The 24,940-nt window shown below is 63.5% G+C and carries 19 protein-coding genes and 2 pseudogenes; 16 read left to right on the top strand and 5 right to left on the bottom strand.

All coding sequences use genetic code 11. The features are described 5' to 3' along the window. The coding region (locus ACLP9N_RS12500; protein WP_442407704.1) for a GMC family oxidoreductase at positions 1-621 on the top strand (621 nt) is incomplete at its 5' end. Positions 622-673: 52 nt separating this feature from the next. Here the strand turns inward: ACLP9N_RS12500 and ACLP9N_RS12505 are convergent. Then, positions 674-1,675: a Gfo/Idh/MocA family protein gene (locus tag ACLP9N_RS12505; protein ID WP_442407705.1), complete on the bottom strand. Its 1,002-nt coding sequence runs from the start codon at positions 1,673-1,675 to the stop codon at positions 674-676. A gap of 691 nt (positions 1,676-2,366) precedes the next feature. Here ACLP9N_RS12505 and ACLP9N_RS12510 point away from each other — a divergent pair. The 6 genes and pseudogenes from ACLP9N_RS12510 to ACLP9N_RS12535 all read left to right on the top strand — a co-directional run. Continuing rightward, a pseudogene (locus ACLP9N_RS12510) lies at positions 2,367-2,525 on the top strand (MFS transporter); the annotation flags it as partial. 367 nt (positions 2,526-2,892) lie between these two features. After that, positions 2,893-3,033: a hypothetical protein gene (locus ACLP9N_RS12515; protein WP_442407706.1), complete on the top strand. Its 141-nt coding sequence runs from the start codon at positions 2,893-2,895 to the stop codon at positions 3,031-3,033. 11 nt (positions 3,034-3,044) lie between these two features. Continuing rightward, positions 3,045-3,464, top strand: coding sequence for an MmpS family protein (locus tag ACLP9N_RS12520; protein ID WP_442407740.1), 420 nt, complete (start codon positions 3,045-3,047; stop codon positions 3,462-3,464). Further along, positions 3,461-6,337: an MMPL/RND family transporter gene (locus tag ACLP9N_RS12525; protein ID WP_442407707.1), complete on the top strand. Its 2,877-nt coding sequence runs from the start codon at positions 3,461-3,463 to the stop codon at positions 6,335-6,337. Before ACLP9N_RS12520 ends, ACLP9N_RS12525 begins: the two co-directional genes overlap by 4 nt. Before the next feature lie 31 nt (positions 6,338-6,368). After that, on the top strand, positions 6,369-6,500 hold the full coding sequence (locus ACLP9N_RS12530; protein ID WP_442407708.1) for an MmpS family transport accessory protein: 132 nt from the start codon (positions 6,369-6,371) through the stop codon (positions 6,498-6,500). Beyond that, complete coding sequence (locus ACLP9N_RS12535; RefSeq protein WP_442407709.1) at positions 6,497-9,412, top strand: MMPL/RND family transporter; 2,916 nt, start codon at positions 6,497-6,499, stop codon at positions 9,410-9,412. Before ACLP9N_RS12530 ends, ACLP9N_RS12535 begins: the two co-directional genes overlap by 4 nt. A gap of 76 nt (positions 9,413-9,488) precedes the next feature. Here ACLP9N_RS12535 and ACLP9N_RS12540 read toward each other — a convergent pair whose 3' ends face one another. Beyond that, positions 9,489-10,781 (bottom strand): adenosylmethionine--8-amino-7-oxononanoate transaminase, encoded by a 1,293-nt coding sequence (locus ACLP9N_RS12540; protein WP_442407710.1) that lies wholly within the window; start codon positions 10,779-10,781, stop codon positions 9,489-9,491. Between the two features lie 104 nt (positions 10,782-10,885). Between ACLP9N_RS12540 and ACLP9N_RS12545 the strand changes: the two genes are divergently transcribed. The 9 genes from ACLP9N_RS12545 to ACLP9N_RS12585 all read left to right on the top strand — a co-directional run bounded on the left by ACLP9N_RS12545 (position 10,886) and on the right by ACLP9N_RS12585 (position 22,958). Next, entirely contained in the window at positions 10,886-11,332 is a 447-nt protein-coding gene (locus ACLP9N_RS12545) for a hypothetical protein (protein WP_442407741.1), read from the top strand. Between the two features lie 276 nt (positions 11,333-11,608). After that, the gene (gene ripD, locus ACLP9N_RS12550) at positions 11,609-12,373 is read left to right on the top strand and encodes an NlpC/P60 family peptidoglycan-binding protein RipD (RefSeq protein WP_442407711.1); all 765 of its coding nucleotides are present in this window, start codon (positions 11,609-11,611) and stop codon (positions 12,371-12,373) included. Positions 12,374-12,478: 105 nt separating this feature from the next. Beyond that, positions 12,479-14,653 (top strand): acyltransferase family protein, encoded by a 2,175-nt coding sequence (locus tag ACLP9N_RS12555; RefSeq protein WP_442407712.1) that lies wholly within the window; start codon positions 12,479-12,481, stop codon positions 14,651-14,653. A 47-nt stretch (positions 14,654-14,700) separates the two neighbouring features. Next, positions 14,701-16,923, top strand: coding sequence for a glycogen debranching protein GlgX (glgX, locus tag ACLP9N_RS12560; RefSeq protein WP_442407713.1), 2,223 nt, complete (start codon positions 14,701-14,703; stop codon positions 16,921-16,923). Between the two features lie 3 nt (positions 16,924-16,926). Next, positions 16,927-19,236, top strand: a complete 2,310-nt coding sequence (gene treY, locus ACLP9N_RS12565; protein WP_442407714.1) for a malto-oligosyltrehalose synthase — start codon at positions 16,927-16,929, stop codon at positions 19,234-19,236. Then, complete coding sequence (treZ, locus tag ACLP9N_RS12570; RefSeq protein ID WP_442407715.1) at positions 19,229-20,983, top strand: malto-oligosyltrehalose trehalohydrolase; 1,755 nt, start codon at positions 19,229-19,231, stop codon at positions 20,981-20,983. The genes treY and treZ overlap by 8 nt, the downstream gene beginning before the upstream one ends. 107 nt (positions 20,984-21,090) lie before the next feature. Then, complete coding sequence (locus ACLP9N_RS12575; protein WP_442407716.1) at positions 21,091-21,669, top strand: mismatch-specific DNA-glycosylase; 579 nt, start codon at positions 21,091-21,093, stop codon at positions 21,667-21,669. 8 nt (positions 21,670-21,677) lie between these two features. Further along, on the top strand, positions 21,678-22,349 hold the full coding sequence (locus ACLP9N_RS12580; protein ID WP_442407717.1) for a class I SAM-dependent methyltransferase: 672 nt from the start codon (positions 21,678-21,680) through the stop codon (positions 22,347-22,349). A gap of 177 nt (positions 22,350-22,526) precedes the next feature. Then, the gene (locus ACLP9N_RS12585) at positions 22,527-22,958 is read left to right on the top strand and encodes a hypothetical protein (protein WP_442407718.1); all 432 of its coding nucleotides are present in this window, start codon (positions 22,527-22,529) and stop codon (positions 22,956-22,958) included. Positions 22,959-22,971: 13 nt separating this feature from the next. On the opposite strand, the pseudogene vapC reads toward ACLP9N_RS12585, so the two are convergent. From vapC to ACLP9N_RS12600, 3 genes and pseudogenes are all read right to left on the bottom strand, one after another. Beyond that, positions 22,972-23,371: pseudogene (gene vapC / locus ACLP9N_RS12590) on the bottom strand (type II toxin-antitoxin system VapC family toxin). Positions 23,372-23,376: 5 nt separating this feature from the next. Beyond that, on the bottom strand, positions 23,377-23,580 hold the full coding sequence (locus ACLP9N_RS12595) for a type II toxin-antitoxin system VapB family antitoxin (protein WP_442407719.1): 204 nt from the start codon (positions 23,578-23,580) through the stop codon (positions 23,377-23,379). Positions 23,581-23,593: 13 nt separating this feature from the next. Next, on the bottom strand, positions 23,594-24,922 hold the full coding sequence (locus tag ACLP9N_RS12600) for an aminotransferase class I/II-fold pyridoxal phosphate-dependent enzyme (RefSeq protein ID WP_442407720.1): 1,329 nt from the start codon (positions 24,920-24,922) through the stop codon (positions 23,594-23,596). Between the last annotated feature and the right edge of the window lie 18 nt (positions 24,923-24,940).

The following is a 24,940-nucleotide window of genomic DNA, read 5'->3' on the forward strand; positions in this document are numbered from 1 at the left end:
GCCACGGCCGCAAACAAGGAGATCGGATTCAACGACTTTTATTTCTGGGAGGGGCAGAAATACGGCACCGTGCAATCATTCGGCGAGATACCGCCCATGGAGTGGCTGACCAACCGCCCCGGCTGGGGGCCGAAGGCGCTGCGGCTGATGAGCCCGGCCGTGCGCCGGATCTACGAACGCTTCTTCACCGGCGGACTGCTGCTGACCACGATCATGGAAGACCTGCCCTACCTGGACAACCGCGTGCTGCCATACGATCGGCCTAGTGTCGACGGCCGCCAGCAGCTGCGGATTCAGTATCGTTTGCACGCCAGTGAGATCGAGCGCCACGCGGTGTTTTCGTCGCAGGTAAAAGAGGTGCTCGACCCGTTTCGCAAAATGCCCCTAGGGGGCGGCAAAGACAACGCGGCGCTGGGCCACGTCTGCGGCACATGCCGCTTCGGTACCGATCCCAAAACAAGCGTGCTGGACCCACAAAACCGAGCGCACGAAGTGGATAACCTCTACGTGGTGGACACCTCGTTCTTCCCTTCCAGCACCGGTTTGAACCCCAGTTTGACGGTGGCGGCCAACGCCTTACGGGTGGCAGCACACGTCAACCAAGCCCATTTCGCGACCTGATCGATCAATCGCCTCCGCCGATGAAGTATCAACCGCGCGAACGGATTAGCGTTCAGGCCGGCTCGCGGAGCGAAAGGCCCGCAGCGCGGTAGATCGCATCGATGACGCTCATGTTCTCGACCGCGTCTTCCGGCGTCGTCTTCACCGGTTCCCCGCGCAGCACCGCCGCGGCGAAAGCGGCAAGCTGATACTCAAAGGAGCTGCGCCCTGGGAAGCGCTCTACACGCTTGCTGTCGGCTGATCGGACCGAGAGCCGATGTAAAAGGTGGGGCGCCGCTGGACTGAGCACACGCAACTCGCCGCGGTCGCCAACCAGCTTGGCGCTCGCCCGAAACAGATCCGATGACCACAGCGCGCAGCGGACCCGGCCCGTGAGCCAACTGGTAAACCGCAACTCGGCCGTAATGGCCCGGTCCACCTCAGGACCGCTCAGCTTCGCGCTTGCCGAAACGACTTCCGGGGTGGAACCGCCGAACGTGCGCAACATGTCGACCGCGTAGATTCCGGCATCCATTAGCGCGCCACCGGCAAGGGAGTAGTCGTAGACGTTGGCGTTGGAGCGCTTCGGCAGCAATAAGCACAAAGCGACGTCCACCCGCTCCAGTTTGCCCAGCTCCCCGGAGGCGACGATCTGTTCAACGCGCAAAGTCAACGGATGGTAGCGGTATTGGATTGCCTCCATCACAACCCGGTCTGATGTGGCGGCCAGTTCGGCGATCTCGCGGGCCTCGGCGGCATTGGCCATGAACGGCTTCTCGCACAGCACGTGCTTGCCCGCGGCAAGCGCAGCCCGGGTCCACCTGCCGTGCAAGCTGTTCGGCAGCACGATGTAGACGGCATCCAGGTCCGGATCCGCGATCAGCGCATCGTAACTTTCATGCACCTGGGCGATGCCGTGCTTGGCGGCAAAGGCTCGAGCCTGGGACACGTCTCGGTCTGCCACCGCGGCCACCACGACCTCGTCGTTTTCCCGGGCCGGTTTGATGAGGATCATCGGTGCGAAGCGTGAAGCCCCCAGGATGCCGATCCGCACCGGGACGTCGCTTTCAGCCATGGGCGGGATGCTAGCAGTTGACCTGGGTCGCTCGGACAGACGAACCTCCGGCCGCAGTGACATCTCTCAATCGGTCCGGCGTCTTCGTTACCAGCACATAGGATCGCTTTCGTGGATTTGTTTGTGCGCGAATCCGGTCCGGTCGGGGCGCCCGCTATCGCCTTCCTTCACGGCGGGGAATATAGCGGCCAGTCCTGGCAGCCTGTGGTCGAACGAATGCCGCGATACCGCTGTTTGGCCCGTTTTGCGTGAGCTGGCTGCGCGCACGCTGGCTGAGTTCGGCCTGACTGGCCAGGTCGACTGACGAAGTCGTCCCCGTGCGGCCTGAACGCGCGACAACGCCAGCGAACGTCCGGCCGTAGGGCCTGGTCGAGTGTCGGCGGTCGTCTTCTCCGCTCCTTCCCTGGGGCTTTCCCGCCGCTGCTCCCGGCCCGCCTCTGCCCCGTAGCGAGACGCCGCAAAAACCAAACCCATTGCTGCAGGGCACATAGCGCCGGAAGTCACCAACGTCGCAGACCAATTACCGAGATTGCTTCAGGGGCCACACCGGGAACTTAATCGATACCCGGACGGACGCTGTTGGCCCTCCACTATGGTTTAGACCGTTATTGCACTCGTGTCGGCTAGGCGGTTTGGAAGAAACTCCGCTAAGGCGGATCTCAACGACGCAAGAGCGGGCACATAATCACTGGAATTGCACGCGCTGGACTACGGCTACGCCTACGGCTGGATGTGGCTGGGCGGGGTGGTTATCCTCATCGGTGGAGCGGCGCTGCTCATCGGCTACACCGCGCAGCAGGTGGATCGCGCGCAAGAAGTCAGGATGGCTATCGATGCAGAGGAACGGTAGCTCCTCGCTAAAGTTCGCCGCCCGCACTTTGATCGCTAGCATGTCGTCTACGCTGCTTCCCGAGCTTTCTCGCCGCTGCTCCCGGCCCGACCCCGCTGATCCGTGTCGTGACAGCGAGGTGGTAGTTGCTTGCGACGCTAACAACCACCGAAAATTTCATCGTCGCTTCGACGTCCGCGCCTGCTCACCAGCGAAACGCCACAAAGCCAAACTCTTGCCGCAGCAAACAGCACCGGCAGCTTTTGTCGAAATCCCGGACGGAACCCGCTGGCCTTTAGTACGGTTTGGAACCGTTGTTGCACTGATGTCGGCTAGGGTGGTGCGGTGGTAGAAGGCAGCGTGCGCGATGGTGAGCGAGCATGGTCCGATGTCGTTATCGCGGGCAGCCAAGACGTTAGCCAACGGTCTGGCCGCCGACCTATTCTTCTGCGACGTGCTCGCCAGCCTTCACCCGCACCTCGAGCACAAGTTGCACCTAAAAAGAGTCGCCGAAATCCGGGGTCTGTGATCTTCAGAGTTCTGAGGCGGCTGTGGATTCCGCTGGTCGTACTGGCCGTTATCGGCGCTGGGGGATTCACTGTGTCGCGGCTGCACGGCATGTTCGGTTCTGAGAATCGCCTCTCGTATGCAGATACCAGAGTCGACGACACCAAACCTTTCAACCCCAAGCACATACGGTATGAGATCTTCGGACCACCCGGGACGGTGGCCGACATCAGCTATTTCGGCGGCAATGGTGACCCAGAGCATGTGGACGGAGTAAGCCTGCCGTGGTCGTTGGATTTCCCGATCACCACGGCCACGGGCATCGGAAGTATCGCGGCGCAGGGCAACAGTGACAGTATCGGCTGCCGCATCATGGTGGACGGCGTCGTCAAGGACGAGAAGATCACGCACGAAGTGAGCGCCTTTACTTCCTGCCTACTGAAGGCCGCATGAGCAACCATCAGCTGCACGACAGTCAGCCATTGGTAGCACGGACGATCCATCGATTTTCGGTGCCCATCATCTTGGCGTGGTTGGCGGTCATGGTCATCCTGAGTTTGGGTGTCCCCTCGCTAGAGCAGGTAGAGAAAGAGCATTCAGTATCACTGAGTCCCACAGACGCGCCGTCCTTCAAGGCAGCAAAGCGCGTAAATGAGGACTTCAAGCAGTCTGATTCCGGCAGTACCGCGATGATCGTATTGGAGGGTCAGCAACCCCTCGGCGACGATGCGCACGGGTACTACGACCGTTTGATTCTTCAGTTGCAAGACGATCGCAAGCATGTGCAGCGCATCCAGAATTTCTGGGGTGATGAACTCACAAGGGGCGCCGCGCAAAGCCCCGATGCTAAGGCCGCATACGTTCAATTGGATCTCGCCGGTAACCAGGGCGAGGCCTTGGGGAACGAATCGGTCGAAGCCATCCAGCACATCGTCGCGCGGACGCCAGCGCCGCCGGGGGTCAAGGCGTATGTCACCGGCCCTGCGGCGATCGTCGCGGATATGAGCCGCAGTGGCGACAGGACGCTCACCATAATGACGGCGGTAACGGTCGGGGTGATCTTTCTTACGTTGCTTTTTGTCTACCGTTCGGTTATCACCGTCATTCTTTTGCTGCTGATGGTCGCGATAGAATTGCAGGTGGCCCGAACAATCGTCGCATTCCTTGGCGATCACGGGATTATTGGTCTTACTACCTTCGCCGTTAATTTGCTGGTGTCTATATGCATCGCGACTGGAACGGACTACGGGATATTTTTCATCGGGCGCTATCAGGAGGCACGTCAGGCTGGCGAAAGTCGGGAAGCGGCTTTCTACACCACATATCGCGGGGTAGCCAAGGTTGTCTTGGCCTCCGGTTTAACGATCGCCGGAGCGGTTTTCTGCCTGCGCTTTACCCGGCTGCCCTTTTTCCAAGCCCTGGCCCTCCCTTGTGCAGTGGGCATATTGGTCGCGGTTGCGGTCGCGCTCACGCTGGTTCCGGCAGTTATCATCGTCGGAAGCCGTTTCGGTCTGTTCGAGCCCAAGCGGAAAATCAGGGTTCGCGGATGGCGACGGGTAGGCACAGCGATCGTTCGGTGGCCCGCGCCCATTCTCGTCGCGACATTAGCAGTCGCGATCGTCGGGCTATTGACGCTGCCGGGATACAAACCCAGCTACAACGATCAGAAGTATATCCCCACAGATATTCCCGCCAATCTGGGCTATGCGGCCGCAGCGCGACATTTTCCCGAGTCGGCAATGATGACGCCCGAGATCCTGTTGGTTGAGGCCGATCACGATCTGCGCAATCCGGCAGATTTTCTGGTATTGAACAAACTGGCCAAGGCCGTCCTCGCTGTTCCGGGCATTTCCAAGGTGCAGGCCGTAACTCGGCCTGAGGGAACCCCGATCGCGCACACCACGATACCGTATATGCTCAGCATGCAACAAGCCGGCCAGCAACAATTCATGCACTTTCAGAAAGAGCGCATGAACGACATGCTCAAGCAGGCCGAAGTCATGTCGGAAATGATTAATATCATGCAGCACATGTATGGCCTATTGCAGCAGATGGTCGCCACGACGCATGACATGGTCGGCAAAACGCATGAAATGCACCAAATCACGAACGAGTTGCGGGATCACATTTCAGATTTCGAGGATTTCTGGAGGCCGGTCCGCAGTTACTTCTACTGGGAACAGCACTGCTACGATATTCCTATTTGCTTTTCGCTGAGAAGCGTATTTGATTTACTTGACGGTGTTGATGCTATTACCGATAAGCTACACGATCTGGTAGTAGACCTCGATCGGTTAGACGTGCTCTTGCCGCAACTGGTCAGCCAGTTCCCGGAGATGATCGAGATCATGCAGAGCATGCGGACCATGATGCTGACCATGCACAGCAGCATGTCCGGGGTCTACGGCCAGATGGACGACAGCAACAGTAATTCGACTGCCATGGGTAAGGCGTTCGACACCGCCAAAGACGATGATTCTTTCTATCTGCCGCCAGACGTTTTCAAGAACGCGGACTTCAAACGAGTCATGAAGATATTCTTGTCGCCGGACGGGAAGGCCGTCCGTATGTTCGTTTCGCAAAAGGGCGATCCCGCGTCACCCGACGGCCTCTCGCGGGTCGGCCCGATAAAAAGCGCGGCCGAGGAGGCGCTCAAGGGAACTCCGCTAGAAGACGCGAAGATCTACCTCACCGGCACCGCAGCAATGACGAAAGACCTCGTGGTGGGCTCCAAATACGATCTCATGATCGCGGTAGTCGCTGCGCTCTGCCTTGTTTTCATCATCATGCTGACCATCACGCGAAGTTTTGTTGCCGCCCTGGTTATCGTAGGTACGGTATTGCTTTCGTTGGGCGCGTCCTTCGGGCTGTCCGTATTGGTCTGGCAGAATTTCCTCGGCATACAAATACACTGGGCAGTGCTCGTCACGTCTGTGATCATCCTTTTGGCCGTGGGGTCTGACTACAATTTGCTGCTGGTGGCCCGGATGAAAGAGGAAATAGGCGCCGGCATAAACACTGGCATCATCCGCGCGATGGGCGGTAGCGGCAAGGTCGTGACGAACGCGGGGCTGGTATTCGCGTTCACCATGGGGTCCATGCTGGTCAGCGACCTGCGCGCTATCGGTCAGATGGGCACGACGATCGGTCTGGGTCTGCTGTTCGACACCCTGGTCGTGCGCGCGTTCATGACACCGTCCATCGCCGCGCTGCTGGGGCGCTGGTTCTGGTGGCCGCAGCAGGTGCGCCCCCGCCCCGCCAGTGCATTACTTCGGCCCACAGGACCTCGTCCGTTGGTTCGTGCCTTGCTGCTGAAATCGCAGTAAGTGGCGGATTTCCAGGGCAGGGCCGGCAACCATGGGAAGCATCGTGGCAGAGGGCAGTAGCGACAGCATTGGCTGCCGCTTCGTAGTAAACGGTGCGGGCAAAGCCGAGACGAATTCACATGATGCGGACGCCTGTCCCGTCCGCCTGGTGAAGTCCGCATGAGCACCGCAGGCCCTCAGACCCACTTCATAGCGCGGACGATCCGCAGGCTTTCATTGTTCATCATTCTGGCCTGGGTGGCGCTGACACTGATTGTGACTTTTGCAGTTCCATCGTTGGAGCAGGTGGGACGAGAGCATTCCGTACCGCTGGCTCCTCAAGACGCGCCGTCGGTGCAAGCCATGACGCGTATGGGCAGGGTGTTCAAAGAATCCGATTCGGACAGTTTCGCGATGATCGTGCTGGAGGGGCAGCAGCGGCTCGGGGACGATGCTCACACATACTATGACGGATTGGTTCGTGCGTTAAGAAACGACCCGCGGCATGTCGAGCATGTCCAGGATTTATGGGGAGATCGACTCACGGCGGCGGGCGCGCAGAGCCCCGATGGTAAGGCCGTATATGTGCAATTGAATCTGGCCGGCAACCAAGGCACTACCCCGGGGCAGGAATCCGTGGCGGCGGTCCGCAATATCGTCGAGCGGACGCCGCCGCCCCCCGGTGTCCAGGTCCATGTCACCGGCCCGTCAGCGCTCGTTGCGGATATGCAGCGCAGTAGTGACGAATCCATTCTGAAAATGACCGTGATAGGCGCCGTGATCATCTCCACGGTCCTGCTTCTTGTCTACCGTTCGCTCACCACCGTGGTTCCGTTATTGCTCACGGTTGGGATCGAATTATTTGCGGCCCGGGGAATCATCGCATTTCTCGGCGACAACAATTTTGTGGTGCTCTCGCCGTTTGCCTCTAATCTGCTAGTGGCGCTCGCGATGGCAGCCGGAACCGATTACGCGATATTCTTCGCCGGTCGCTATCAGGAGGCGCGTCAGGCCGGCGAAGACCTGGAAACCGCCTACTACACCACCTACCGCGGGGTCAGTCCCGTTGTCTTGGGTTCCGGTTTGACGATCGCCGGAGCGATGCTATGCCTGAGCTTCACCCGGATGCCCATCTTCCAGACCATGGGTGCGCCGTGCGCCGTGGGCATGCTCATCGCGGTCACGGTCGCGCTCACGCTGGTTCCGGCAGTTCTGGCCGTCGGAAGTCGCTTTGGGCTATTCGACCCCCGGCGTACGATCAGGGTCCGTCGATGGCGCCGGGTCGGCACCGCGATAGTCCGCTGGCCGGCGCCCATTCTCGTCACGACATTAGCAGTCGCGCTGATAGGTCTGGTGACACTGCCGGGCTACAAAACGAGCTATAACGATCGGCTCTATATACCCAAAGGCATTCCAGCTAATTTGGGATATGCGGCAGCTGATCGTCATTTCTCGCAATCGCGAATGCAGCCCGATATTCTCATGGTCGAATCTAATCATGATATGCGAAATTCGGCGGATTTTCTCGTGCTGCACAGACTGGCCAAGGGGATTTTCCGAGTTCCAGGAATTTCGCGTGTGCAGGGCATAACCCGGCCCGAGGGAACGCCGATTGAACACACTTCAATACCTTTCCTGATCAGCATGCAAAACGCAGGCCAGGAACAAATGATGAGGTATATGAAGGCCCGAATAAATGACATGCCTAAGCAGGCAGACTTGTTGGCCAGACAAATCAATCTGACGAAGCGGATGTACGAATTACAGAAGCAGGTCACCGCCATTACTCACCACTCGATCGTCGTGGCAAATGACATGGCTTCCGTTGTGGATGAGTTAAGAGATCACGCTGCGGATTTTGAAGATTTCTGGAGGCCAATTCGCAGTTATTTCTACTGGGAAAAGCACTGCTATGATATCCCGATATGCTTGTCGTTGAAGTCGATATTCGATTCAATCGACGGTGTCTATGAGCTCAGCGATAAAATGCATGAGCTCGTGAAAGATCTGAACAAGATGGACGAGTTGCTGCCGCAAATACTTGAGCAGCTCCCGCCGATAATCGCGAGCATGGAGACCATGCGGACCATGCTGCTGACGATGTACAGCACCATGTCTGGAACCTTAGGCCAGATGGACGAAACGAACCAGGACGCCACCGCCATGGGGCAGGCGTTCGACGCCGCCAAGAACGACGATTCCTTCTATCTGCCTCCGGAGGTTTTCCAGAATCCGGACTTCCAGCGCGCGATGAGTTCCTTCCTGTCTCCCGACGGGAAGGCGGCTCGATTCATCATTTCCCATAAAGGTGACCCCGCGACGCCTGAGGGCATAGCGCGTATCGATCAGATAAGGACGGCGGCCGAGGAGGCGCTCAAGACGACACCCCTGCAGGACGCAAAGATCTATATGGCCGGCACCGCATCGACCTTCAAAGATTTCCAAGGCGGCTCTCAATACGATCTATTGATCGCAGGAATTGGTTCGCTCTGCCTTATTTTCATCATCATGGTTATCATCACGCGAAGTTTTGTGGCCGCACTGGTTATCGTCGGCACGGTAGGGCTTTCATTGGGCGCATCGTTTGGGCTGTCGGTGCTGGTCTGGCAGTATCTCCTGGGCATCAAGTTGCACTGGATGGTGCTCCCGATGTCCGTAATCGTTCTTTTGGCGGTGGGGTCGGACTACAATTTGCTGTTGGTATCCCGGATGAAAGAGGAAATAGCCGCCGGTATAAACACCGGTATCATCCGCGCAATGGGCGGCACCGGTAAGGTCGTGACGAACGCGGGGCTCGTGTTCGCTTTCACTATGGCCTCGATGATGTTCAGCGATTTGCGGATTATCGGTCAGGTCGGTACCACCATCGGCCTAGGCCTGATGTTCGACACCTTGGTCGTGCGCTCGTTCATGACACCGTCTATCGCCGCGCTGCTCGGACGCTGGTTCTGGTGGCCGCAAATAGTGCGCCCGCGCCCGGCCAGTTACATGCTTCGGTCTTTGGGACCGCGTCCGTTAGTACGGTCGCTGCTGCTACCGAAGGAGCACCGCGACGACGATGCGGCCACAACCGAACTCCCGAAGCTGTCCCTCTAGGCTGCCCTCGAGGTCAGGCCAGTGGCGTGTGTCGCGCGGTATCAGCGGAAGCAGTTCGCCTTAAGGTTCTGCGGTTTCAGCCGACGAGCCGTGCGACATCAACCATCGCGGAGGCGATCCGGGCGATCTCGGGGGCCGGGCAAATATAGGGCGGCATCGCGTAGACCAGATTGCGGAAGGGGCGCAGCCAGACCCCTCGGTCCAGCGCCGCCGGGGTGACGACGGCCAGGTCGACCGGCCGGTCGCATTCAATGACGCCGATGGCGCCGCACACCCGGACATCGGTCACGCCGGGCAGCGCCCGGGCGGGTTCGAGGCCGGCCGACAGCCCGGCGGCGATGTCGGCGACGCGCGACCGCCAATCCTGCCCGAGCAGCAGCTCGACGCTGGCCACCGAGACCGCGCACGCCAGCGGATTGGCCATGAACGTCGGCCCGTGCATCAGCGCGCCCGCCTCGCCGGCGCTGATGGTGTGCGCAATATCGGTCGTACATAAGGTGGCAGCCAAACTTAGGTATCCGCCGGTCAGCGCCTTGCCGACACACATGATGTCCGGGCTCACCCCGGCATGTTCGGCGGCGAATAGCTCACCCGTGCGGCCGAAGCCGGTGGCGATCTCATCGAAGATCAGCAACACGTCGTGGCGCCGGCAGGCTTCGCGCAGGTCACTCAGATAACGCGGGTCGTGGAAGCGCATCCCGCCCGCGCCCTGCACCACGGGCTCCACGACCACGGCGGCCAGCTCGGCGGCATGCTGCGCCAGCTGAGCCTCGAACACGGCGCTGTAGGCAGGGTCGTAGTCCCGTGGCACCTGCGGCGCGAACTCCTGCCGCGCCAGGATGTCGGTCCACAACGAGTGCATGCCGCCGTCGGGGTCGCAGATGCTCATCGGAGTGAAGGTGTCCCCGTGGTAGCCGCCGCGCCAGGTCATCCGCCGGTGCTTCCCGGGCCGGCCGCGGCTGCGCCAGTACTGCAGCGCCATCTTCACCGCGACCTCCACCGACACCGAGCCGGAGTCGCTGAAGAAAACCGTCTCCAAACCCTCCGGAGTGATCTCCACCAGCAGCCGCGCCAGCCGGGCGGCGGGCTCGTGGGTCAGCCCGCCGAACATGACGTGATTCATCACGCCCAACTGGGCCGTCAGCGCCGCGTCCAGCACCGGGTGGCTGTGGCCGTGGATCGCGGTCCACCAGGAGCTCATCGCGTCGAGCACCTCGATCGGCTTGCCGTCGCGAACCAGCGTCAGCCACGCGCCGTGGGCGGCGACCGCGACGACGGGAGCCACCGCTTCAGAGCCGATGGTGCTGTAGGGATGCCATACGTGGGCGGCGTCGATCGCGCTGATCTGCTCGGGCGTCAACTCAGCCACGGAGTTCGACATTAGCCGCGGGTCGCAGAAACCGCGGCCATCGGGCAGCATTGGTCGACGTGGCCCCGGAGCAGCAGTCCCAACATCCCCTCGCGGGCGAGGAGATCGACTACCCACCGGACGCCGACGAGACACTCGACTTCGACGATGCCGGTGGCCCCGACGTCTCCGGCGACCCCGACGACGGGCCACCGCCGACGCTACGGCTGCGGGTGGCCGCCTGGGACCTGATCTGCACCATCGTGCTGATAGCGCTGCTCCTCTACCTGGCCACGGCCACAGCGTGGCCAACCAGGCTCTTCGGGTTCCTCAAGGACGTCTGCGTGGGGGAAACCTGCGGGCCGGTACCTTTCGGAGTCGATATGTACATCTACCCTGTGACCTGGGGAGGCATCGGTGCGGCGTTGGCCGCGGCCGGAATCGGGCCGTTCGTATCCCTCTTGAAGGGCTGGTATATGTCCTTCTGGCCGGTCGTGTCCCTCGCCATCCTGATGGTCAGCTCGGTGGCCGGCTCCATCTTGACGACGTTCAGCGCGCGTTATTGGCTCTGACGGGCACGCGGCCGTTGTGAGACCGAAATCACAACTGCGCACCCAAGTTTGAGCACAGCAGTCACCATCGGGTCACGTTAAGACAAAGAATCCCTCGTAGGGCCTTAGGTCCCTTGCCGCCGGCAACTTATGTTGCAAAAGTTTCTGTAGTGACTGGTGTGAATTGGCGGCCTCGGCGCAGAGGCTATCGCGTGAGTCATAAAACGGGGCGGATGCGCGAAGTGACCGCGACTGAGGCTCCCGGAACCAAAGAGACCCAAGAGAAGAGGAATCGAAATGAAGCGCATCTGCGGCTTCGTGATCGGTCTGGCCCTACTAGTGATGGCACCGGTGCTGGTCAATCCGGCGCTGGCGACCGCTGATCCCGGCACTCATGCGATGGATTACCAGCAGGCCACCGACGTCGTCATCATGCGTGGTCTTTCGCAGCGCGGCGTGCCGTTTTCCTGGGCCGGCGGCGGTGTCAACGGCCCGAGTCTCGGCAAGGGTACGGGTATGACCACCGTCGGGTTCGACGCCTCGGGCCTGATGCAGTACGCCTACGCCGGCGCCGGGATCAAGCTGCCGCGTTCCTCGGGCGAGTTGTACCGGGTGGGTCAGAAGATCCTGCCGCAGCAAGCACGCCGCGGCGACCTGATCTTTTACGGCCCTGACGGCACGCAAAGCGTCGCGATGTACCTCGGGAACAACCAGATGCTGGAGGTGGGCGACGTCGTCCAGGTGTCGCCGGTCCGCGCCAACGGCATGACCCCCTACCTGGTCCGGGTGCTCGGAACCCAGCAGACGCCTCAGCAGGCTCCGTTGCAGCAAGCACCTGCGCAGCAGGCTCCGTTGCAGCAGGCACCTGCGCAGCAGGCACCAGTCCAGCAAGCGCCGTTGCAGCAGGCACCGGTCCAGCAGGCACCGGTCCAGCAGGCGCCGGTCCAGCAGGCGCCGGTCCAGCAGGCGCCGTTGCAGCAGATGCCGTTGCAGTTGCCCACGCAGCAGGCACCGGTGCAGCAGGTCCCCGTGCAGCCGGCACCTGCCGGCACCACGCAGTAACCCTCCCGGCGCCTTCTCGGCCCCCAAACACCCGCCATCTGCTCCTCCGCCGCAACGCGAGCGGGAAGGAGCAGGTGGCGGGTTTGGGTAAATTGGCGGTTGATCATGGGAAACCCCGCACCGCCTCGTCCACCGGTCGCCACGGCGACACCGGTGACTATGGGGTCGCGTACCGGGGGGTTCTATCGCTACGATCTCGACGGCCTGCGCGGTATCGCGATCGCGCTGGTGGCCATGTTCCACGTCTGGTTCGGCCGGGTTTCCGGCGGCGTGGACGTGTTCCTGGCGCTGTCTGGATTCTTCTTCGGCGGCAAGATCCTTCGGGCCGCCCTCGACCCGGCCGCGTCGCTGTCACCGGTCGCTGAAGTGATCCGGCTGGTCCGGCGCCTGGTTCCCGCTCTGGTCGTCGTTCTCGCCGCGTGTGCGCTGCTCACCTTCCTGGTGCAGCCGCAGACCCGGTGGGAGACGTTCGCCGACCAGAGCCTGGCCAGCCTGGGCTATTACCAGAACTGGGAGCTGGCCAGCACCGCGTCCAACTACGTGCGCGCGGGTGAAGCCGTCACCCCGTTGCAGCACATCTGGTCCATGTCGGTGCAGGGCCAGTTCTATATCGCCGTCCTGCTGCTGGTCGCCGGGTTCGCCTATGCCCTACGGCGTCCGCTGCGAGACAACCTGCGCTGCGCGTTCGTCGTCCTGCTGAGCGTTTTGACCCTCGCGTCGTTCATCTACGCGATCATCGCTGCGCAGGCCGACCAGACGACGGCGTACTACAACAGCTTCGCGCGTGCGTGGGAGCTGCTGCTGGGAGCGCTTGTCGGTGCGCTGGTGCCCTCCGTCCGCTGGCCGAGGTGGCTGCGCACCGTCGCGGCCACCGTCGCACTGGCCGCGATCCTGTCCTGCGGGGTCTTCATCGACGGTGTCGCCGAATTCCCCGGCCCGTGGGCGCTGGTACCCGTGGGCGCCACCCTGCTGATGATCCTGGCCGGGGCCAACCTGCAGGCGCGTGCGGGCAGCACCGGCGGATTGCCGCTGCCGAATCGGCTGTTGGCGACGGCACCGCTGGTGGCGCTGGGTGCGTTGGCGTACTCGCTGTACCTGTGGCACTGGCCGCTGCTCATCTTCTGGCTGTCCTACACCGGACACACGCACGCCAACTTTGTCGAGGGCACGGCAATCCTGCTGGTTTCCGGGGTGCTGGCGCACCTGACCGTGCGGCTGGTCGAGGACCCGCTGCGGTCCCGGGCCTCCGGCGCCTCTGGGGAAACAGCATCGCCGTCGCCCGTGCCCTCGGTCCCCTGGCAGTTGCGGCTGCGTCGGCCGACGATCGTGCTCGGTTCGACGGTGGTGCTGCTCGGCGTCGCGCTGACCGCCACGTCGTTCACCTGGCGTCAGCACGTCATCGTCTTGCGCGCGGCAGGCAAGGAGCTCAGCGGACTCAGTGCCCAGGACTATCCCGGGGCCCGCGCCCTGACCGCACATGTGCGGGTGCCCACGCTGCCGATGCGGCCGACCGTGTTGGAAGTCAAGGACGACATCCCGGACTCCACCAGGGACGGCTGCATCAGTGACTTCGTCAACCCGGCCGTGGTCAATTGCACATACGGCGATGTGGCCGCCACCCGGACCATCGCGTTGGCCGGCGGGTCGCACGCCGAACACTGGCTGCCCGCGCTGCAACTGCTCGGGCAGCTGCACCACTTCAAAGTGGTGACCTACCTCAAAATGGGCTGCCCGTTGTCCACCGAACAGGTACCGCTGATCATGGGCAACAACGCCCCGTACCCGCAGTGCCGCGAATGGGTGCAACGGACGATGGCCAAGTTGATCACCGACCGCCCCGACTACGTGTTCACCACATCGACTCGGCCGTGGAACATCAAAACCGGCGATGTGATGCCGGCAACCTACATCGGGATCTGGCAAACGCTGTCGGACAACAACATTCCCATCCTCGCCATGCGCGACACCCCGTGGCTGGTCAAAAACAACAAGCCGTTCGATCCCGCGGATTGCCTGGCCAAGGGCGGCACGGCGCAATCGTGCGAGATCAAACGTTCCGACGTGCTGGCCGATCACAATCAAACCCTGGATTTCGTCGGGCAGTTCCCGCTGCTCAAGCCGCTTGATATGTCCGACGCAATATGCCGCGCCGACTACTGCCGTCCGGTGGAGGGAAATGTGCTGATCTACCACGGCGCTCATCACCTGTCTCCCACCTATGTGAGATCCATGGCTCCGGAGCTCGGAGTCCAGATCGCGGCGAGCACCGGTTGGTGGTAAGCGCCGCCGACACATCCGGGCACTATAAGCACCGTTAAGGTCGAATGATGTCGACGAACAACCCAACCGCGCCGTCGGGAGGCGCCACGGCATCTGGCGCCGACGTGACCCAGCCCACACTGCCTCCTCTGCCCACTGTCTGGCCTGGCAACGCCTACCCGCTCGGGGCGACCTATGACGGTGCGGGCACGAACTTTTCGTTGTTCTCCGAGATCGCGGAGAACGTCGACTTGTGCCTGATCGACGAGCGCGGCAACGAGTCCCGTATCCCCCTCGACGAGGTCGACGGATATGTCTGGCACGCCTATCTGCCGAACATCACCCCGGGTCAGCGCTACGGGTTTCGCGTCCACGGGCCGTTCGACCCTGCGGCCGGCCACCGGTGTGACCCGAGCAAGCTGCTGCTCGACCCGTACGGCAAATCATTCGACGGCGACTTCACGTTCGGGCAGGCGCTGTTCTCCTACGACTTGAAGGCCGTCGACCCCCAGGGCGACACGGCGAACACCGGAACTCCCCCGATGGTCGACTCGCTCGGCCACACCATGACCAGCGTGGTCATCAATCCCTTCTTCGACTGGGCCTTCGACCGCGCCCCACTCACCCCGTACTACGAGACGGTCATCTATGAGGCCCACGTCAAGGGGCTCACGCAGACGCATCCCGGCGTCCCCGAAGGACTTCGGGGCACCTACGCCGGCCTGGCCCAGCCCGCGATCATCGACCACCTCAAGGCCCTCAACGTCACCGCACTCGAACTGATGCCCGTGCACCAGTTCCTGCACGACGAGCGGCTGCTCGATCTGGGCTTGCGAAACTACTGGGGCTACAACACATTCGGGTTCTTCGCCCCGCATTATCAGTACGCGTCGAACCGGCAGGCCGGCGGCACGGTGGCCGAGTTCAAGATGATGGTGCGCAGCCTGCACGAGGCCGGCATCGAGGTCATCCTCGACGTGGTCTACAACCACACCGCCGAAGGCAATCACCTGGGCCCGACGATCAACTTCCGCGGCATCGACAACCAGGCCTACTACCGGCTCGTTGACGAAGACCTGTGGCTCTACAAGGACTTCACCGGCACCGGCAATAGCCTCAACGCCCGTCACCCGCACGTCCTGCAGCTGATCATGGACTCGCTGCGCTACTGGGTGCTTGAGATGCACGTCGACGGGTTCCGCTTCGATCTGGCTTCCACGCTGGCCCGCGAATTCTACGACGTCGACCGGCTGAGCGCGTTCTTCGATCTGGTGCAACAGGATCCGGTGGTCAGCCAGGTCAAGCTCATCGCCGAGCCGTGGGACGTCGGCGAAGGCGGCTACCAGGTCGGCAACTTTCCAGGTTTGTGGACCGAGTGGAACGGGAAATACCGCGACACTGTGCGCGACTACTGGCGGGGCGAGCCCGCAACCCTTGGCGAGTTCGCTTCCCGGCTGACCGGGTCGTCGGACCTCTATGAGGTGAGCAGTCGGCGTCCCAGCGCCAGCATCAACTTCGTCACCGCCCACGACGGATTCACGCTCAACGACCTGGTGTCCTACAACGAGAAACACAACGAAGCCAACGGCGAGGACAACCGCGACGGGGAAAGCCACAATCGGTCGTGGAACTGCGGCGTCGAAGGCCCGACCGACGACCCCGACATCGTCGCGCTGCGGTGCCGCCAGATGCGCAACTTCTGGGCCACCCTGATGATCAGCCAGGGCACGCCGATGATCATCCACGGCGACGAAATAGGGCGCACCCAGAACGGCAACAACAACGTCTACTGCCAGGACTCCGAATTAGCTTGGATGGATTGGTCATTGGTCGACAAGAACGCCGGTCTTTTGGCCTTTGCCCGCAAGGCGACCAGGTTGCGCAGGGACCATCCGGTGTTTCGCCGGCGCAGGTTCTTCGAGGGCGAGCCGATCCGAAGTGGCGAAGAAGTTCACGATATCGCCTGGTTGGCGCCGAGCGGCCGGGAGATGACTAACGAGGATTGGGGCAAGAGCTTCCATCACAAATGTGTGGCGGTGTTTCTCAATGGCGACGCCATCGCCGCACCGGATGCCCGTGGCGAGCGCGTGGTCGACGACTCGTTCTTGCTGTGCTTCAACGCGCACCACGAAGAGGTGGAGTTCGTCACGCCGGACGACGAATATGCGCAAGAGTGGACGGCGGAGCTGGATACCAACGATCCCGTCGGCGACACCGACCTGGTGATAGCGGCCGGAACGGCGGTACGAGTTCCTGGGCGGTCCCTGCTGATCCTGCGTAAGACCGCCTGACACATGACTTTTCCGGTGCTGTCCACCTACCGGTTACAGCTGCGTGGCCCGCTGAGCGGATTCGGGTTCACCTTCGCCGATGCCGAAAACCTGCTGGACTACCTCGACGAGCTCGGGGTCTCGCATCTGTACCTGTCCCCGATCATGACCGCGGCCGCCGGGTCGACCCACGGATATGACGTCACCGACCCGACGACGGTATCGGCGGAACTGGGCGGCCCCGATGGCCTGGCGCGGCTGTCGGCGGCGGCCCGGGCGCGTGGCATGGGCCTGGTGGTCGACATCGTGCCCAACCACGTGCGCATCGACAAGCCCGAGCAGAACCCGTGGTGGTTCGACGTGCTGCGGCACGGCCGCTCGTCGGCCTACGCGGCATTCTTCGATATCGACTGGGACCTTGACCCGCAGGGCCGAATCGTGCTGCCGCTGTTGGGTTCCGACGACGATGTCGCCGACCTGAAAGTCGACGGAGACCTGCTGCGGCTGGGGGACCTGGCGCTGCCGATCGCCCCCGGTACTTCAGGCGGCGCCGGTGCGCAGGTGCACGACCGCCAGCACTACCGGTTGGTGGGCTGGCGGAACGGGGTCTGCGGGTATCGCCGTTTCTTTGCGATCACCTCGCTGGCCGGGCTGCGTCAGGAGGAGCGCGTGGTGTTCGACGCCAGCCACGCCGAAGTCGCCCGCTGGTTCACCGAGGGCCTCGTCGACGGCGTGCGCATCGACCACCCGGACGGATTATCCGATCCCGGTGGCTATTTGGCGTGGCTGCGCGAATTGCTCGGCCCGGACGCCTGGATCGTGATCGAGAAGATCCTGGCCGTCGACGAGGCGCTGGACCCCAGCCTGCCGGTCGCCGGAACCACCGGCTACGACGCGCTGCGGGAAGTGGGCGGAGTTTTCGTCGATCCGAACGGAGAGCCAGCGCTCACGGCGCTCGTGGAATCCGCCGGTATGGAATGTCACGACTATCACGCCATGTCGGCGATGCTGGCAGAGCTCAAGATCCGCGTGGCCACCGACACGCTGGCCAGCGAACTGCGCAGGCTGCGGCGCAGTATCGTGGTGGCCGCGGGCACCGACCATCCGCTGCTGCCCGAGGCGGTGGCCGCATTGCTGAGCCATATCGGAGTATACCGCAGCGATTACCCGGGCCTGTCCGCGATCCTGCCCGGCGCGCTGGCCGAAACCCAGGCGGCGGCACCGGAATTCGGGCCCGCGCTGCAGGTGATCGCCGCGGCGTTGGCCCGTGGCGGCGAACCCTCCACGCGGCTGCAGCAACTGTGCGGTGCGGTGACCGCCAAGGCCGTCGAGGACTGCCTCTTCTACCGCGATGCCCGGCTGGTGTCGCTCAACGAGGTTGGCGGGGAACCACACCGCTTCGGCGTCGGCGTCGCGGAATTTCATCACCGCGCCGCCACCCGCGCCCGGATGTGGCCGCAGGCGATGACGACGCTGACCACCCACGACACCAAACGCGGCGAAGACGTGCGCGCCCGCATCGGCGTGCTGTCGCAGGTGCCGTCGCTGTGGACCGAATTCGTCGCCCGCTGGGAAATCGAAGCCCCCTCCCCCGATGTCGCGACCGGACAATTCTTGTGGCAGAACATCTTCGGGGTGTGGCCGGTCAGCGGTGAGGTCACCGCCGGGCTGCGCGAGCGGCTGCACGCGTACACCGAAAAGGCCATCCGGGAGGCCGCCTGGCACACCTCATGGAATGATCCGGACGCCGCGTTCGAAGATGCGGTGCACCGTTGGCTGGATACCGTGCTTGACGGTCCGGTGGCTCGAGGGCTGACCGAACTTGTCGCCCAACTCAATCCGCATGCAGCAAGCGACGCGCTGGGCCAGAAGCTACTCGCGTTGACCGTGCCCGGTATACCCGATGTCTACCAGGGCACCGAGCTGTGGGACGACAGCCTGGTCGACCCGGACAACCGCCGCCCGGTGGGCTATGGCGCCCGCCGAGCCGCCCTGGAAGAGCTGCAGCATCCGAAGATCCGGGTCGTCACCACAGCGCTTCGGCTGCGCCGCTCCCATCCCGAGAGCTTTCTGCACGGCGAGTATCTCCCGGTACTCGCCACCGGCTCGGCGGGAGATCACGTAGTAGCGTTTCGCCGCGGTGAGGACATCCTGGTCGCGGTGACCCGCTGGACGGTCCGGCTGGCCGACACCGGCTGGGGTAACACGGTGGTGCCGCTACCCGACGGCTCCTGGACCGACACGCTCACCGGCGCCATGGCCAGCGGGCCGACGTCGGCCGCCGAGTTGTTCGCCGAGCTGCCGGTCGTGCTGTTGGTGCGCGGTCATGAGTGAATTCCGGTTGTGGGCACCCAAACCCGAGCTGGTGCGGCTCGACCTAGACGGCACAGACGGTGCGGTGCACGCGATGAGCCGTTCGGATGACGGCTGGTGGCACGCGACCGTCGACACGCCACCCGACGCCCGCTACGGATACCTGCTCGACGACGACCCCACGGTGCTGCCCGACCCACGGTCGGCCCGCCAGCCCGACGGCGTGCACGAGCGCTCGCAACTCTGGGATGCCGGCTCGGCCACTTCAGCCGCCTGGACCGACGCGGGTTGGACCGGGCGTTCGGTCGAGGGCGCGGTGATCTACGAGCTGCACATCGGCACCTTTACCCCCGCGGGCACGTTCGACTCCGCCATCGAAAAGCTGTACTATCTGGTCGATCTCGGGATCGACTTCGTCGAACTGATGCCGGTCAATTCCTTCTCCGGCACACACGGTTGGGGCTATGACGGCGTGCTGTGGTACAGCGTGCACGAACCCTACGGCGGCCCCGACGGACTGGTGCGGCTCGTCGACGCGTGCCACGCCCGCGGGCTGGGTGTGGTGATCGACGCGGTATTCAACCACTTCGGACCGTCCGGCAATTATCTGCCACGTTTCGGCCCGTACCTGTCCTCGGCGAGCAACCCCTGGGGTGAAGGCATCAACATCGCCGACGCCGACTCCGACGAGGTGCGGCGCTACATCATCGGATGCGCGCTGCGCTGGATGCGCGACTTCCACGCCGACGGCCTGCGCTTGGACGCCGTGCATGCACTGGTGGACACCACCGCCGTCCATATCCTCGAGGAACTGGCCACCGAGACCGACTGGCTGTCAACACAGTTGGGCCGCCCGTTGTCGCTGATCGCCGAAAGTGACCTCAACGACGCGCGGCTGATCAGCCCGCGCGATCAAGGCGGCTATGGGCTTACCGCGCAGTGGGACGACGACATCCATCACGCCATCCACACCGCCGTGTCCGGTGAGCGGCAAGGCTACTACGCGGACTTCGGCTCGCTGGCCACGCTGGCCCAGACGCTGCGGCACGGCTTCTTTCACGCCGGCACCTACTCGTCGTTCCGGCGGCGCCGCCACGGCAGGCCGTTGGACACAGCACGGATCCCGGCCACCAGGCTGCTTGCCTACACCTGCACCCATGACCAGGTCGGCAATCGCGCCCTCGGGGACCGCCCCTCGCAGAATCTCACCGGGGGGCAACTGGCGATCAAAGCCGCACTTGCTCTTGGATCACCTTATACCGCAATGCTTTTCATGGGCGAGGAATGGGGGGCGTCGACTCCGTTCCAATTCTTCAGCTCGCACCCCGAGCCGGAGCTGGCCCGCGCCACTGCCGAGGGACGCAAAGCCGAGTTCGCCGAGCACGGCTGGGACGCCAACGACATCCCCGACCCGCAGGATCCGCAAACCTTCCAGCGCTCCAAGCTGAACTGGGCGGAGGTCGGCGCCGGCGAACACGCCCGGCTGCACCGGCTCTATCGCGATCTGATCGCCCTGCGGCACAACGAGCCCGACCTGGCCGACCCCTGGCTGAACCACCTGGTCGTGGACTACGACGAGAAGCAGGACTGGATCACGTTGTCCCGCGGCCGATTGCGCATCGTGTGCAATCTGGGTGCCGAACCGGCGACCGTGCCGGTCACCGGCGATGTGCTGCTCGCCTGGGGAGAGCCGAAGGTCGATGGCGACACCACCGAGCTGCCCGCACATTCGTTCGCGATACTGCGTTCACTGCCCGAGCAGACGTAAAAGTCCGCGACACGCCGCGGTGTCGGGCGCCTTTGCTGGGGGTACCTCCCGCTTGCGGGGGACTGCTCGCCGGATGTCGCCGGGTGGTCCCGGGATAAAATGCTGCAATGCCCGTTGGGTTCAGCCGCGTCGAATTGCAGGGTTTTAGCGGTAAAACCCTGCCGGACTTGATATCTCACGACGTGCGACTGCTGTTTGTGGGGATCAACCCGGGCTTGCGCAGCGTCGCGGTCCAGGCTCACTTCGCTCCCCGCGGCAATCGGTTCTATCCGGCACTTTTCCGCGCCGGCATCACCGACCACCTCATCGACGCCTCGTCAGGGTTCGCGACCGCCGACCGAGAATACCTATTGCGCCGTGGAATCGGCATCACCGGCCTCGTTGAGAGAGCGACCGCTAGCGCAGAAGAGCTGACGGTTGGTGAACTCGTCTATGGATCGCAGCGGCTGGCCAACGTTGTGCGGGAGTTCTCGCCCCGGATCGTTGCCATCTTGGGGATCACCGCCTACCGGAAGGCCTTTGGCCAGCCGCTGGCCAAGGCGGGGAAACAGATGTCGCCTTACCCGGCCTCTGAACTGTGGGTAGTGCCCAATCCGAGCGGGCGCAACGCCCACGCGTCGTTGGATCGCCTGGCAGCTGCCTACGGCGAAGTCGCCCGCGCCGCCGGCATCGGTGTGGAAGGGTGACCAGTGGCATGGCCGAGCAACCCGCGAACGACTTCGTACCCGCAGCGCCGCAGTTGTGGACCTACGACGCATTGAGCTTCCTGTTGACAAGTGCTCGGCGCTGGCGGCCGGCACTGCTCGCCCAGATCTCCCCGTCGCCCGGCGACGTCATCGCCGACATCGGGTGTGGCACGGGCACCCAGCTACGGCTGGTGGCGCGCGCATGCCCGGTGGCGATGCTGATCGGGATCGATCCGGACGAGGCGATTCGCCGACGGGCCCGGGCCAAGCTTGCCGGGGTAACACCACCGGTGGAGCTGCTGGCCGGATACCTGCGTGACGCCGCCGATCTGTTAGCAGGACGCGGTGTCACGAAGGTGTTGTCGTCATTGGTGTTTCATCAGGTGCCGATTGAGGAAAAGCACGCCGGCCTGGCCGCGATCCACGAAGCGCTGCAACCCGGCGGCAGCTTGCACGTCGCCGATTATGGGCTGCAACGCACCCCCAAGATGCGCAAGCGGTTTCGCCTCGTTCAAGAGGGCGACGGATTCGAGAACACCGAGCCCAACGCGCAGGGCGTACTGCCCGAACTGATGGCCGATGTGGGTTTTGCCAGTGTCGAGGAAACCCACGTGTTCGAGACGGTCAGCGGCTCGATTTCGATCTACCGCGCAGTCATTCACGATCGGCGGTTGCTGTGAACTCAGTAATCACTTGCGCCACACCAGTACCCGCCCGCCGCCCATTAGGCAATTTCTAAATGCGATGTCGTATGTGATACCGCATTGCAGAGTCCGTCTATTGGTCGGTCGCGCAGCAACCAACGTGCTGTGGATACCTGATTAGCGGGATCGCGGCCAACCGCCGATGCTTCGCTTATGAGTCATTCCGAGCTGCTGCCCATCCCGCCCATGGAGACCGCTACCGACCCGGTGCATTCAGCCGCCGACCTGCGTCAGCGGTGGCGAGCCCTGATGGGACCGCTGGGATTTGGCGAAAGACTGCTGTGGTTCGGCTTTCTCGGGCCGGATCATTGCCTGACCAAGACCCTCAGCCACCTCGCCGTCGGTCCCCGCCCGCGCGCCCGGATGCTAAAGCAACTCATGTTGGGACTGCGCGTACTGCTCGACGACATGGCATCTGGCACTACGGTGGCGTTGCTGCTGACCGGACCTGGGCTGGGCCCGATCTGCCCGGCCGACCGGCTGTGGTCAAAATCGTTGACCGAAATGGCCGAACGATTCGCTGTACCACTTGAGCCGATCTTTCGGGCCAACGACGAATCGCTACTACAAATCGAACCGGCCTGACGCGAGGCACACGTCACCGGAACGATCCCGTCTCCAGACTGGTTATTTGCGCGATGACATCGAAGTCTTTGTCGCAGTGGACAACACGGGCACCGTGGTGGATCGCGACCGCGGCGATGAGACAGTCGTTGATGCTTCGAATTGTTTGCCGGCGCGCCGGGCAGCACGATAGATATCTGCGGCGGTTCGAAAGTCGACCGCATTGTCAACGGCCAACGAGGGCAAGCCGTTTACCAGCCGTTCAAGCGTCGCGTGAGCTCGTTGGTCGCTCCGCACAAGATCTCCACCGCGATGGGTTCGCAGACAGCGATCTGACCAGTTGCGTCGGAGAGCAGCCGGCGTACCTCGATTGCAGCGGCTGATCCGGTGGCGCGAAAGTATTCGATCCAGGCGGACGTGTCGACCAGGATCATCGAAATTAGTCGGGCCGTTCGCTTCGCACGTCGTCGAGTTCACCCTCCCACCCGACCCCTTCGAGCCCGAGCAGGAACTCACGGGTCAACGGCAGGCCGACCAAACGTCGCAACGCCAGGTCAACGGCCGCTTCCTTGGTGGTGAGGCCGAACCTGCGCATTACCTCGGCGGCAAGCTCGTCGTCGATGTCGATGTTAGTGCGCGACATACACCAATTGTGCTCACACGTAACGACGGCCGGTGCTGAGCACCGCCTCTGCGACCGCGTCGGCGAGCGGATCGATCTCGTTTCCGGTCAGGTCGGCGACGGTGATGCGGATCCCGGGCTCGGTGCGAATCCGGTACCGCGTTCCCGGCGCCGCGGCCCAGCCCGCGCCGAGCAATCGGGTGATGGCAACCGTCTCGTCGGGCACCGGGATCCAGACGTTGAGGCCGGACCGGCCATGGGCCCGCAACCCGCGCTCGGCCAGCGCGGCACACAACCGCAGGCGATTGCCGGTGTATTGCTCCTCCGCCTGACCGATCAGGCGGGTGGCGGCGTCGTCGGACCACAAGCCGACCGCGAGATTTTGCAGTAGATGGCTCACCCAGCCCGGTCCCAGCCGCAGTCGTCCGTGCACCCGCTCGACGGTGCGACGGTCGCCGGCCATGACGGCGAGCCGCAGGTCGGGCCCGTAGGCCTTCGACGCCGATCGCACAAAGGCCCAATGGCGAGTCGACCCGGCCAACGTGTGCAGGGGCGCCCCGGAGATGCCCGCGCAGTGGTCGTCCTCGACAAGCAGCAGATCATCGGGCCGGCCGGCCAGCAGGCCCCGCAGCGCGCCGGCGCGATCCGCGGATAGCGCGGCGCCGGTGGGGTTTTGCGCACGGGTGGTGACGATGAGCGCCCGCGCCCCGCGACCCAGCGCCCGCGCCATATCGGCAACCAGCGGCCCGTCGTCGTCGACCCGGACCGGCTCGGCCGAAAGTCCCAGCGCCGCAAGCAGGTCCAGCAGGTTCGCCCAGCCGGGGTCCTCGACGATCACTCGGTCGCCGGGGCGCAGATGCGCGCTGAGCGCCCGCTCGATGCCATCCAGCGCCCCGCTGGTCACCGCGAGATGTTCGGCGGGAACACCGTCCGCGGCCAGCGTTGCGCGGGCGTGATCGATCAACTCGGGCGACATCGGCGGCTGCCCGTAGAGCAGCGGTGCGCCGGAGCCGGCCTGCGGGAAGCGGGCGTCCGCGATGGGCAGCAACGCCGGGTCCGGGTTGCCGGTCGACAGATCGCGCGCCCCCGCGGGCACGTCGAGCCCGAGCAGCGACCGGGGTGTGGTTGCCGGCCGGTGCCGCACCCGGGTGCCGCGCCGCCCGGCGGTTTCGACGGCGCCGCGATCGCGCAGCAGACGGTAGGCCGCGGCGACGGTGTTGGCGTTCACCCCGAGCCGACCGGCCAGTTCGCGGATCGGTGGCAGCGCGTCTCCGGGCGCCAGCGCGCCCCCGGAGATCGCCTCTTCGACGTTGGCTGCTATCGATTCCGCACCCGCACCCGCTATCGTATATTGTACTGGCACGCAGATCATTATGTACTA

This window comes from Mycobacterium sp., assembly GCF_052144515.1.
Lineage (GTDB): Bacteria > Actinomycetota > Actinomycetes > Mycobacteriales > Mycobacteriaceae > Mycobacterium.

Bases quoted from the DNA above. Each gene is read 5' to 3' on its own strand.
- ACLP9N_RS12530 (WP_442407708.1), top strand. From the start codon at position 6,369: ATGGGAAGCATCGTGGCAGAGGGCAGTAGCGACAGCATTGGCTGCCGC.
- ACLP9N_RS12595 (WP_442407719.1), bottom strand. From the start codon at position 23,580: ATGTCGCGCACTAACATCGACATCGACGACGAGCTTGCCGCCGAGGTA.
- ACLP9N_RS12580 (WP_442407717.1), top strand. From the start codon at position 21,678: ATGGCCGAGCAACCCGCGAACGACTTCGTACCCGCAGCGCCGCAGTTG.
- ACLP9N_RS12525 (WP_442407707.1), top strand. From the start codon at position 3,461: ATGAGCAACCATCAGCTGCACGACAGTCAGCCATTGGTAGCACGGACG.
- treY (WP_442407714.1), top strand. From the start codon at position 16,927: ATGACTTTTCCGGTGCTGTCCACCTACCGGTTACAGCTGCGTGGCCCG.
- ACLP9N_RS12515 (WP_442407706.1), top strand. From the start codon at position 2,893: ATGTCGTTATCGCGGGCAGCCAAGACGTTAGCCAACGGTCTGGCCGCC.
- ACLP9N_RS12535 (WP_442407709.1), top strand. From the start codon at position 6,497: ATGAGCACCGCAGGCCCTCAGACCCACTTCATAGCGCGGACGATCCGC.
- ACLP9N_RS12575 (WP_442407716.1), top strand. From the start codon at position 21,091: ATGCCCGTTGGGTTCAGCCGCGTCGAATTGCAGGGTTTTAGCGGTAAA.
- ACLP9N_RS12585 (WP_442407718.1), top strand. From the start codon at position 22,527: ATGAGTCATTCCGAGCTGCTGCCCATCCCGCCCATGGAGACCGCTACC.
- ripD (WP_442407711.1), top strand. From the start codon at position 11,609: ATGAAGCGCATCTGCGGCTTCGTGATCGGTCTGGCCCTACTAGTGATG.
- ACLP9N_RS12505 (WP_442407705.1), bottom strand. From the start codon at position 1,675: ATGGCTGAAAGCGACGTCCCGGTGCGGATCGGCATCCTGGGGGCTTCA.
- ACLP9N_RS12555 (WP_442407712.1), top strand. From the start codon at position 12,479: ATGGGAAACCCCGCACCGCCTCGTCCACCGGTCGCCACGGCGACACCG.
- treZ (WP_442407715.1), top strand. From the start codon at position 19,229: ATGAGTGAATTCCGGTTGTGGGCACCCAAACCCGAGCTGGTGCGGCTC.
- glgX (WP_442407713.1), top strand. From the start codon at position 14,701: ATGTCGACGAACAACCCAACCGCGCCGTCGGGAGGCGCCACGGCATCT.